Origin of the sequence: Algivirga pacifica, assembly GCF_039543525.1 — a bacterium.
Lineage (GTDB): Bacteria > Bacteroidota > Bacteroidia > Cytophagales > Flammeovirgaceae > Algivirga > Algivirga pacifica.
Genome location: NZ_BAABJX010000046.1, coordinates 23,301 through 34,411, shown reverse-complemented (window position 1 = coordinate 34,411; position 11,111 = coordinate 23,301). Strand labels below are relative to the sequence as shown.

Sequence of the window (11,111 nt, the reverse complement as noted above, 5' to 3'; positions counted from 1 at the left end):
AGGTATGCCTTTTTTCGAAAATCAAATTTTTGAAAAAACTCTAGGAATACGGGGTCTGAAACACTACAGGATTGAAGATATCGTTTTCACGTTCACAGTTATTATCTCCGATCCACCTATAATGCCCTGCCCTGCTATTTATTGATACCTCATCAAACGTATCAACCCCATGCAAAACCAACGAAACCCTATTTATATCAATCCTTTTACAGACTTTGGATTCAAACTCCTATTTGGCACAGAAGCCAATAAAGACTTACTCATCGATTTTCTCAATCAATTGCTTAAGGAAGAGGCTGGGACTATTATCCATATTTCTTATCTAAATAAAGAGCAAAAGGGAAAGAACAAAGAAGCGCGTACCTCTGTCTATGACATTTATTGTGAAAATCAGGAAGGTGAACGTTTTATTGTTGAAATTCAGAAAGCCAAGCAAGACTTTTTTATGGATCGAATGCTTTATTATGCTACCTTCCCTATACAAGAGCAGGCAAAAAAAGGCGATTGGAACTACGAACTCAAGGCTGTTTATTCTATTGCTATCCTGGATTTCATACTTCCTTCTTCTGACAAGAGCGACAAGGAGGTGATCACTACCGGAAAACTACATGATCTTCGAAGAAACAAAATCATGTCCGACAAATTGACTTTTTATTACTTGGAAATGCCTAAATTTGAAAAGGAATGGCAAGATTGCCATACTCATTTTGATAAGTGGCTTTACCTGTTCAAAAACCTAAACCAATTGCATGAAATGCCTGTTGGCCTAGTAGATAGAACACTTAAAAAGTTTTTGAAGGAAGCCAAGATTGCCAACCTTAACAACGAGGAATATGCTATGTATGAAGAAAGTTTAAAACAATATAATGACTTAAAAAACAGCTTGGATACAGCTAGAGAGGAAGGCAGAGAGGAAGGTAAAAAAGAAGAGAAAATAGAAATCGCCAGAAACCTTAAGAAGGCAGGGGTTTCCGTCGATATTATCATGAGCAGTACAGGACTTTTAAAAGAAGAAATCGAGAAGCTGTAATAGCCCAATAGCCCAGGGCGTTGCCCTGGGAAAAATTAATACGCACCCAACCTGCCCCTCACTTCCATAATCAACTCCGAGTGAAAATCTTGTAACTCTCCCAATAATCGTGTGATTAGATATACAGAGGAGTCTGTTTTTTTAAAGTGATCTACGGCATTGATCAATTGTTGCCTCAACTCTTGCTCCCCAATTTTCCCTTCTGCATAGCGGGCAATCAGATGATAGAAAAGAATTTTAGGCGTAAACCGTCCTGTTATTAAGTGCTTTTGTTCCCGTTCGACTAATTTATATTTCTTCTCTAAAGAGATAATTTTGGTATACTGTTCTTCTAGTAAAAGAATCTTGAAGTAGGTAGAGAAAAAGATATGCCAACGATATTCAAAAATCTCCTTTCGATGACTCTCCACATATACTTGTGCTAACTGTAAGGCTTTCTTTCGAAATCCGTTATGGGAAAGGGTTTTAAGGTATAAAGCCACGTATCCAATGAAATTATACATGGTCGCTGTATCCTTTATTTGCTTGTCTATGCCATTCATCAGCTGCATGGCTTCCTTGTCCTTGTGCTGCCTTAGTAAGACAAAGCAAAGGTTATTGACATAGAGTAAATAATCTGGATTTTCTTTTCGGATGGAATAATAGGCGTACTGTTCTGCCAAGGCATATTGATGGGTCTTGGAGTACAACATCGCTTTGTTATTGTAATGATTCGCCAGGATTCTTGGAGAATAAAAATTGGTAGTATTTTTCAGTTCTTCTTCAAATATCCTTAGAACTTCTTCCAGTTTTTTATACTCTTTATAGTTGTAATATAGGTAACTAAGCCTTACCCAAGCCTTATAGCGGGTAAAGCCATCCAGGTCTTTACTTTTGGCCGTTTTCATCAAGAAACTCTCCCAGTGGATGGAAGTAATTTCCTGTGATTTATGTTGCTCAATAATGTCTATCGTCGCATTATTTAAACGCTCATTCGTTTTCTTGGCTTCTAAATAGCTTTTTCGATACTGCTGTAGGTATTCCTTTACCTGACTATAAATCTGTGTCATGTTACGAATCAGGATATAATCCCTATAGCTGATGACCAGTTCATAGAACTTAATAAAATGATACGAAGTTGCGTTGATTTGCTTCAAATATCCTAATAGTTTTACACTGTCCTCCTGACTGACCACATCCATATTTACCCCTTGCTCTATTTTCAATAGCCATTCAAAAAAGAAGTCTACATCGATTTTTTCCAGATTGGTATGTATCCAGGAGATCATGGCAGAATACTTTCGCTTATCCACTTCTTGGTCATAAGAAAGTTGTTCTACCGAGCGATGGTTGTAAAGAATACGCTCAAAGATCGCTTGTCGGTCCTTGTCCTGAAACTGCTGCAGCTGATTTAAATACTCTACTTCATGGGGATAAAGAGCCTCGACAACGGAATTGAATTTGGTTAGTTTCATGCTGATATAAAAAAATGGTCTCTCCCCTAAAAATAGAAAAATCCCAAGATAAAGCCGTAGCCTTACAAGGGATTATTTCATTAACAACACACAAAACTATATTTTGAAAGAGCTTTTATAGCTCCTAAAATGTCTATTCTTTATCACAACGTTTGTTTCTTGGAGGTTACTTGTATAAAAGAAGTAATCTCAGCAGCTACTTCAGTAGCTTTCTCATACCCTACAAAGTGCCCTGCCTTATCAATCAAAACCATTTTGCAATTAGGGATCATGGATGCTCCAAATAAGGCTACCTCTTTGGTGGTTCCCGGATTGAGGTAACGGTTAGGGATTAAGTTATCCTGCTCTCCAAAAATCATCAGTGTAGGAAGGGATATACCGCCTAACTTATCAATTACGGGTTCTGTAAGCATTCCTTTCACCGAACGACTTACTGCCAAGCAATAATTAGGAAAGTCTGAGGCAGTTCTCATGGCAATTCTATCCTCTACCATAAAACGGGCATCTGCAGGAAAGTCATAAAAATTATAGGCCAGATTGGTTTCAATAGCATCGGTATTCGTCAAACGAACCAATCGAGGCGTCATAACGTCCTCAAACCATCCTTTTTGTCCATCTGTAAACCCTTCAATTCCTGCGGGGGCTATCAGTACCATTGCCTTCGCATGCTCCGGATACATCAGGCTATATGTCATGCTAATTTGTCCTCCCATCGAATGTCCTACCAGCGTATAATTAGAAAGCTGCAGGTGATCTACAAACTCTTTGACAACTGTTGCATAATAAGACATCATTCCTGAATGATTAGGCTTATCGGATTTCCCAAACCCAGGTAAATCTATAGCAATACAGCGATATTTTTTAGAGAGGATATCAATCTCATGTTGCCAGGACGGAATGTAACTTCCCAGCCCGTGAATAAACAAGAGTACATCTTCTCCCTCTCCCTGATCGACATAGGCAATCTCCAAGTCATTGGACAGTTCCGCATACTTTACAGGGAATTTATATTGCAGGTCCTCTTTCATGGACTTCATCTTTGTGATATGCGCATAAGGATTACACGCTCCCAAGATTATCGCAGAAAGTAACCAGTATAGATAAGTCTTTTTCATTGCTTAAAACATTAACCATTTGTAAACCAAAAATGCTGTCCACGGATTCTCCGGTCTTCCCTCACTGACGGCCGTACCGTTGATGTCAAAGCTATAAGTATCATCATTGCTCTCATAGAAGTTTCCGAGGTTCATATACGCTGCATGAAACTCCAGGCTCATAAATGGTCCAAAGTTATAGGAAAGTGCTGTATTCACCTCTGTACCGATGACCTTTCCACCTCCTTGAGGGGCTACTATGCTATTGGCATGAGCCAGACCTAGCTTTGCATTCAGCTTGTTAGGAATAAAATCCTTGGAAGCCTTCAGGGTACCTCCTACCAATCCATACCCCATATTGGACATATCCGCCACTACTGGCGTAAAACGGTTGACAACATTTCCATGAGGGAATAACAAATAAGACCCAGTACCTATAAAGATTCCTGCTGGTGCTCCCCAGGTATTCCCTGTAATTACCCCCGAATATCTTTTATCTTCCAGGGCGTTATCATCGCCACTTGCAAAGATGGCATCTACAGAAAAATGATCATTGATCGTTTGTCCGAAACGATAGGCCAATCGTGTATTGGCGGAGAAGCCAGCAATATCAGCTCCTTTAACCCATTCGCCTTCCTGTCCTACCTGAGCCACTCCTAGGTTATAATTAAAGAAACCTGTCCATTGCCAACGATCCATCATAAAATCCTCGTTTCTACTGAAGTACCCTCCTACCCAAGCGATATCTGCTTTGTATTCTCTGGTTCCAAAGTCAAAGAAACGAAAGGTTCCATTGTAACCATTCAATTTACTATTCAATCCTTGTGCGTAAATACTTACTCCACCTTCTCCGTTTGATCGGTCACTCAGGTAATACAAAGACGTTCCCAATTTCCACTTGGGTGTAATTTTTTGTTGATAATGCGCCTCTGTTAAGTATACATCATCTTTTTCTTCAATATTATTTTCGTATAACTGATAGAAACCAAGCTTCAAATTGCTAATATCATCGTCCCTTCTAGCCGTCACTCCTACGGCATCAGTTCCCCAATAGCTCAAGCGATAGCCTGTTTGCAACATCTTGTCAAAGAATGTGCGATAGGGATTATAAGGGGTATCAAACATTCTCATCAATCCCAGATTTACTTTCCAGTAGGCATTTGGGATGAGCTCAAGTTCTATATTCTGCGTTTGAATATTGACAAAATCGGCAGCAATCGCACCACCAAGGTTTCCTCCTGCACCATAAGAGGCATCTCCCCAAGTATAATCAATTTCAAAAGACGCTCTCAGTAAAGCTCTTCCATTAAACAACTTGGGCTGATAAATAAAGAAAGGGATGAGTCGCTGCTCAACATACATGGTGACATCCTCATTGGAAGTGCGAGTAGTATTGTCGCCAAACAACCTACCAATCACCTGCCCTTTCATAAATACGTTTTCCGGGTAAAAATTAGATGATACTGCCTGATTAATATAGAAGGCGTAAAACTGTAATTGCTTTACTTCTTCCTTAGGAAGGTCATCTTCGAATATCTTCTTAGGTTCTTGAGCGTGCAGACTCAAGGCTAGATGAATAAAACCAAAAAGTAAACATAATTTTTTCATAGTGCCTATGAATTTGTGTGAAGCATCAGGAGTGGTTGATAAAGAAAAATATACTTGTCGTGGACCCTCGCCATGAGGCAAGGGTCTACTGTGACAAAGCAACCAAAATTACTTTCTTCTATACTTCTGGATGTTCGCTTCTCCAAATGCTCCACCACTTGTGCTACCAAAACCTGCTGAGATCGATGGGGCTGTCACGCCGCTGATCTCTGGGTTCGTCTGAGAAACCTCATACCACAAAGAATCCGGATTGGCATCAAATACCTGGAAAATCCCCTCTGAAGTAATGTCTACAGGAGATCCATTAAGGCTACTCATGTTCAATGTAATACTCCAAAGGTCTGTCTCTGTACTTTTTGTTTGTGTATACGTACCCACTAGTATCGCCTCTGCTCCTGAAATGTATGACTTCACTTCATACGTTTGATCTTCATTGAACTTTACATAAAGGCTGTCATCATACCCTAATCCTACTAAGATAGGAGATACATCATACGCTTCCCATTCTCCAATAATTCCATTCTCTGATGGATCTATCTCATCACCTGGTCCATCGCCTTCACAAGACACAAATACTGCCGATAGCAATAGGGCTAGCAGCACCCATACGTTTGTTAATTTCTTCATGATCGCACTTTGTTATGTTTGAAAAATATATGTTGTTGGTTTGTTAGTTTGCATGCTTAGTCCTGTATCTTACCCCAACGAATCACGTTGGCATTCCAGGCATATCCAATACCTGCCGCTATCATAGAGATAATTGTTCCCTCTTCCAGCTTTCCGGCTTGTTGTGCCAGATGAATGGAAAGAATCTGGTCTACCTGACCGATATGTCCATAGTCTGACAAATAAATGGATTGATCTTTCTGAAGCCCTAGTTCCTCCACCAGGAAGTTATGCATGGACTTCTTGAAATGTAGGGTTGCCAAGTACCCTAGTTCTTCTTTCTTGACCTTAGATTTCTCGAAAGCCCTATCGATACAATGCATCCAGTTCGGCATAGAAACATCATTCAAACGATCTTTCATATGCTTCTCATCAAATACTCTCAATGACTTCTGTGCCTCCAGATAATTTTCTGCATTGATTGGATTGACGGTTCCTCCGAACTCTACCCCTACATCTCTTGCCAAGGTACCGTCCGTCATGATATGCGTTCCTAGCAGCTCATTGCGATCGTGATTTTTCTTTAGGATAATCGCTCCCGCTCCAGCACCAAGATTATACATAAAGGATACGGCCGAATCGGTGTAATCAATAAAATCACCATTTCTATACCCCCCAACAATCATCACTGTAGAGATTTCGTCATCAGCAATCAGCATATCTTTCGCCATTTTCATGGCTGATATCGTTGTACCACATCGCTGCTGTACATCGATCGCCCAAGCGTTATTGGCACCTATTCGCTCTTGTATGTAAATAGCGGAAGTCGTTAAAGGGTATTCCTTATACTCCTCTCCCATACAAAGGATCAGGTCAATGTCTTCGGCAGCTACTCCTGTATTATGCAATACATCAAGGGCTGCTCTTACACCCATTTCCTGCGTTCCATCTTCTGGACCTGGAATAGGCTTTTTATCAATACCTAATTTATGGATAACGGCTTCCTCAGACCATACGCCATTGGTTGCCTCAGATATTTCTTTTGCGGTAATCGCCGTTTCAGGAATGTAAATCCCTGTACCTACGATACCTACTCTTGGCTTTTGATACATAGTATACTGTGTTTAAATGGTTTCTATCGGTTATCGGTTAAGAACATTATTTACCTCCTAAGTCAACATCAAATACCCTACTGGTATGTTTCAACATTTTTTAAACGATAAGCAATAAGCGATGCTCTTAGGTATCAGGAGAAAGGATAGAAAGCACTTCCTATCCTATTCTCCTTGACCTCATTATTCATCGGTATTGCCTAGACTAAAAAGTAAGATACTTCTTTTGTTAGTTCTGCTTTCTCCTAGTTTACGCCATGATTATGCTAAGACATGATAGTAGTAGTTGTTAAGACCACCCTTCTTATTTCAAATATCATCCAAACTATATTGACTCGTAGGCTTCTTGCCTTACGGCAAGAAGCTACTATAAGGGCAATCAATAACACTATAGTTGTTTAAAGCACCGTTCTTTTATAGCCTATGCTCGATGAAATGAGACACACACTTCACCTAACTTATAATACGATACCACCATCCACACTTAATACAGTACCATTGATATAGGCTGCTTCCTCACTAGAAAGGTAAGCATAAGCCGAAGCCACTTGGTCTGGTTGTCCTAGACGCCCAACCGGAACCTTTGACTCCATCATTTCAATTACATTTTGAGGCATTTTCTTGACCATTTCCGTAGCAATAAAGCCTGGAGCTACTGCATTCACGGTCACCCCTTTTCTACCTAGTTCCTTGCCCATGGTCTTTGTCATACCAATCACCCCTGCCTTTGTTGCAGCATAGTTGGTTTGACCAAAGTTACCGTATAATCCTACTACCGAAGAAGTATTAACGATACGGCCATACCCTGCCTCTACCATATATTGAGAGATCACTTGAGAACAGTTGAATACTCCTGTCAAGTTCACATCGATTACCTGCTGCCAAGTAGCAGGAGACATTTTCTTTAGTGTAGTATCCCTTGTGATACCAGCATTGTTGATTAGTACATCAATCTTACCGTATTTTTCAATCACGGCTTTTGTTGCTTCCGTTACGGCCTCATAGTCTGCGGTATTTACTTTTTGAAATAGCGCATCACTTCCCATTTCCTTTAGCTCCTTAAGGGTTTCGTTTCCTTTTTCTTCATTCAAATCCCAAATCACTACAGATGCTCCCTCATCTGCAAATCTAACTGCTCCTGCTTTTCCTAGTCCATCTGCACCACCTGTAACGATTACTACTCTGTTTTGAAATCTTTCCATTGTACTAATTGGTTATTTTTTTACGTGTGTTGACCGATCTTCACTATCGACTTAGTTTAATAGGTAGGTGAGTCGGCCTGTTATTTTATTGGTTTTGTGTTGTACAAAAGAAGGATACAAGGAAAAAATATGAAAATGGGAATAAATATTTGCAGGGGTGGACTTTTTCCATTCAGCGAGAAATAAACGTATTTAATACGTTAATAATTAATCATTTACAAGAGGGTGAAAATACCTTGGACCTATATTGTTTTTTAGGTCGTGTATCCTTGTCCTATCAGACCGTGCGTGAGGCACAATGTCGTCACATAGTGCAATTGTTCTTGCTTACATTGATTTTTGAGCGAAGACGCTCAATTTATTTTAAGGTCTTTGCGAGGACGCAAAGACCAGTGCTTAGAATTCTTAGCCCTTGCCGTGAGGCAAGGACCTACAACTAAACATTATGAACGAGCGAAGCTCAATTAAACAATATGAACAAAGGCCGATTAATCACTTTATACAGCAGGTGTAACAGCTATACAGGATAATAGCTCCTCTAAAAACGCCGGATTTTGCTCTATGGCAGTTCCCACTACCAACATATCTGCCCCGGCTTCCAGTAGTTGTTGAGCGGTTGTTGCAGTACGTATCCCCCCTCCTACAATTAGAGGCAATTGCGTATGTTGTTTTACTTCCCGGATCATTTCTACCGGTACATGTGCTTTGGCTCCACTTCCAGCTTCCAGGTAAATTTGTTTCATTCCTATCATTTGCGCTGCCAAGGCAGTCGCAACGGCAATATCCTTTTTGTCTCTTGGAATGGGTACCGTATTGCTCATGTACTCCACGGACGTTCGATTGCCTCCATCAATTAATAAATAAGCAGTAGAAACAATCTCTAGTTCAGACTGTGCGAGTATAGGTGCTGCAATCACGTGTTGCCCGATCAAAAACTCGGGGTTACGTCCAGATACAAGAGAGAGTAGAAAAATACCATCAGCCTCCGGACTAACTTGCGTTGCCCCTCCTGGAAATAGGAAAACCGGAAAAGAAGAATGTTCCTTTAGATAAGCAACCGTTTCATCCAGGGTCTGCTTACTTAACAAGCTACCCCCAACCAAAAAAATAACAGGAGCATCTGTCGGTATCTGAGTAATCAGGCGAAATAACACCTTTTGATCGGCCTTATCCGGATCAATTAATACCGCCAGATGTTTTTTAGTAGGAAAAGAGGTGAATGGATAGCTTTTTTTGATCATGGAATAAAGAATAAGGCAAATTAACGATTGTTATTTAAAACATGTTGATTTCTTCATATGACTTTTAATCATATAATAATCAATCATTTAATAAATGAAGTGACTGTTTTTTTTGTTACAGTTATGCGTAATATAACTTCAAGAGAACTTAGGTTCTTTTGAAATGTTACTTAAAAAAGTAAATTTGTTGCGATTTCAAGAAACCAAGTAGTCTCTTTGAGAGCATACTATTAATAGAAAAAATTATCCGAACTATAAAAATTTCCAACTAATTCACACAAATATGAGTAACGCCTTTAACAAAACCAAGATCGTAGCCACAATCGGGCCAGCCACTAGAAGCAAAGAAAGTATCTTGGAATTGATCCACGCCGGTGTTAATGTATTCCGTTTGAACTTTTCTCACGATGTACATGAATCCCACAAACAAGTAATTGATTGGGTTAAAGAAATAAATGCCAAATTTGGTCATAGTATTGCTATTCTTCAAGACCTTCAAGGTCCTAAGATCAGAATTGGTGAAGTAGAAAATGGTGCGGTTGAAATTAAGAATGGAGAGCAATTAATCATCAGTAACACTCCTGTTATTGGTACTTCTGAGCGTGTAAGTACTACTTATACCAACATTGTAAAGGATGTAAAAAAAGGTGACAACATCATGATTGATGATGGTAACCTTTGTGTTAAGGTAATTGATACCCTGGAAAATGAAATCATTACCGAAGTAGTTTACGGAGGTATGTTGAAGTCCAAGAAGGGTATGAACCTTCCTGATACAGAAATCTCGGAGTCTTCCCTAACTTCTAAGGACCGCAGAGACCTTGAGTTCGGTCTGGAGCAGAACGTAAACTGGGTAGCTCTTTCATTCGTAAGAAATCCTCAGGATATCCTTCACGTAAAAGAATTGATCAAAGAGAGAGGTTCTGATGCAAAAGTAGTTGCTAAAATTGAGCGTCCAGAGGCGATCAAAAACTTTGATGCAATCCTTGAGGCTGCTGACGGTATCATGGTTGCTCGTGGTGACCTTGGTGTAGAGATCAGAATGGAAGACGTTCCTGTGATCCAGAAGGAAATCATCCGTAAGTGTAACCAAGCTGCTAAGCCAGTAATCGTTGCGACGCAGATGATGGAAAGTATGATCACGAACCCTCGTCCAACTCGTGCAGAGGCTGGTGACGTTGCCAATGCAGTAATGGATGGAGCTGATGCGGTTATGCTATCAGCAGAGTCTGCTGCAGGTAAATTCCCTATCGAGACAGTACAGGCAATGGTGAAAATCATTACTTCTGTAGAGCGTAATGTAGAAAGCGTTTATCACAAGGAGTATGAGTATGATCCAAGCCATGACACCTATACAGGTAACCTAATTGTTGAAAGTGCTTCTAAAATGTCTCAGGCATTGAACGCTAAGGCATTTGTAGGTATGACGGAATCAGGCTTTACCGGATTTAGAATCTCAAGACATAGACCGAAGTCTAACATCTTTATCTTCACAGAGAATCCTCACTTGGCTTGTACGCTTAACCTGGCTTGGGGTGTTAAAGCATTCCACTATACCTTGAAAGACGGACAAGGAACACTTTATACCTTCTATGAGCTATCTCAGATCTTGAAGGAGAAAGGTTTGTTGAACCAAGGAGATGTATTCATCAACATCGCAGGTGCTCCAATTGACTTGCACTTGCACGTTAGAACGAACCTTCTGAAGGTAGGTGTTGTAGAATAATATCTTTTAAAGATATTTAACAGTGCTTCAAAAGCGAT

9 protein-coding genes are annotated in these 11,111 nt (G+C 40.1%); 2 read left to right on the top strand and 7 right to left on the bottom strand.

All coding sequences use genetic code 11. The features are described 5' to 3' along the window. The first annotated feature begins 169 nt into the window (after nucleotides 1–169). Nucleotides 170–1,030 (top strand): Rpn family recombination-promoting nuclease/putative transposase, encoded by an 861-nt coding sequence (locus tag ABD985_RS15530; RefSeq protein WP_345373286.1) that lies wholly within the window; start codon nucleotides 170–172, stop codon nucleotides 1,028–1,030. Between the two features lie 35 nt (nucleotides 1,031–1,065). Here ABD985_RS15530 and ABD985_RS15525 read toward each other — a convergent pair whose 3' ends face one another. From ABD985_RS15525 to ABD985_RS15495, 7 genes are all read right to left on the bottom strand, one after another. Beyond that, on the bottom strand, nucleotides 1,066–2,484 hold the full coding sequence (locus ABD985_RS15525; RefSeq protein ID WP_345373284.1) for a hypothetical protein: 1,419 nt from the start codon (nucleotides 2,482–2,484) through the stop codon (nucleotides 1,066–1,068). 143 nt (nucleotides 2,485–2,627) lie between these two features. Further along, nucleotides 2,628–3,599, bottom strand: coding sequence for an alpha/beta fold hydrolase (locus ABD985_RS15520; protein WP_345373282.1), 972 nt, complete (start codon nucleotides 3,597–3,599; stop codon nucleotides 2,628–2,630). A 3-nt stretch (nucleotides 3,600–3,602) separates the two neighbouring features. Next, nucleotides 3,603–5,186, bottom strand: a complete 1,584-nt coding sequence (locus ABD985_RS15515) for a hypothetical protein (RefSeq protein ID WP_345373280.1) — start codon at nucleotides 5,184–5,186, stop codon at nucleotides 3,603–3,605. A gap of 108 nt (nucleotides 5,187–5,294) precedes the next feature. Beyond that, nucleotides 5,295–5,813 carry a hypothetical protein gene (locus ABD985_RS15510; RefSeq protein ID WP_345373278.1) on the bottom strand — a complete coding sequence of 173 codons (519 nt, stop codon included), beginning with the start codon at nucleotides 5,811–5,813 and terminating at the stop codon, nucleotides 5,295–5,297. Nucleotides 5,814–5,869: 56 nt separating this feature from the next. Continuing rightward, nucleotides 5,870–6,904, bottom strand: a complete 1,035-nt coding sequence (locus tag ABD985_RS15505) for a 3-oxoacyl-ACP synthase (protein ID WP_345373276.1) — start codon at nucleotides 6,902–6,904, stop codon at nucleotides 5,870–5,872. A gap of 458 nt (nucleotides 6,905–7,362) precedes the next feature. Next, nucleotides 7,363–8,106, bottom strand: a complete 744-nt coding sequence (fabG, locus tag ABD985_RS15500) for a 3-oxoacyl-ACP reductase FabG (protein WP_345373274.1) — start codon at nucleotides 8,104–8,106, stop codon at nucleotides 7,363–7,365. A 497-nt stretch (nucleotides 8,107–8,603) separates the two neighbouring features. Continuing rightward, nucleotides 8,604–9,347, bottom strand: coding sequence for a phosphoglycerol geranylgeranyltransferase (locus ABD985_RS15495; RefSeq protein WP_345373272.1), 744 nt, complete (start codon nucleotides 9,345–9,347; stop codon nucleotides 8,604–8,606). Between the two features lie 283 nt (nucleotides 9,348–9,630). On the opposite strand from ABD985_RS15495, the gene pyk reads away from it, so the two are divergent. Then, nucleotides 9,631–11,073 (top strand): pyruvate kinase, encoded by a 1,443-nt coding sequence (pyk, locus tag ABD985_RS15490; RefSeq protein WP_345373269.1) that lies wholly within the window; start codon nucleotides 9,631–9,633, stop codon nucleotides 11,071–11,073. The last annotated feature ends 38 nt before the right edge of the window (nucleotides 11,074–11,111 follow it).

Coding starts and splice junctions, on each gene's coding strand:
- ABD985_RS15515 (WP_345373280.1), bottom strand. CDS start 5,186: ATGAAAAAATTATGTTTACTTTTTGGTTTTATTCATCTAGCCTTGAGT.
- ABD985_RS15520 (WP_345373282.1), bottom strand. CDS start 3,599: ATGAAAAAGACTTATCTATACTGGTTACTTTCTGCGATAATCTTGGGA.
- ABD985_RS15495 (WP_345373272.1), bottom strand. CDS start 9,347: ATGATCAAAAAAAGCTATCCATTCACCTCTTTTCCTACTAAAAAACAT.
- fabG (WP_345373274.1), bottom strand. CDS start 8,106: ATGGAAAGATTTCAAAACAGAGTAGTAATCGTTACAGGTGGTGCAGAT.
- ABD985_RS15505 (WP_345373276.1), bottom strand. CDS start 6,904: ATGTATCAAAAGCCAAGAGTAGGTATCGTAGGTACAGGGATTTACATT.
- ABD985_RS15510 (WP_345373278.1), bottom strand. CDS start 5,813: ATGAAGAAATTAACAAACGTATGGGTGCTGCTAGCCCTATTGCTATCG.
- ABD985_RS15525 (WP_345373284.1), bottom strand. CDS start 2,484: ATGAAACTAACCAAATTCAATTCCGTTGTCGAGGCTCTTTATCCCCAT.
- ABD985_RS15530 (WP_345373286.1), top strand. CDS start 170: ATGCAAAACCAACGAAACCCTATTTATATCAATCCTTTTACAGACTTT.
- pyk (WP_345373269.1), top strand. CDS start 9,631: ATGAGTAACGCCTTTAACAAAACCAAGATCGTAGCCACAATCGGGCCA.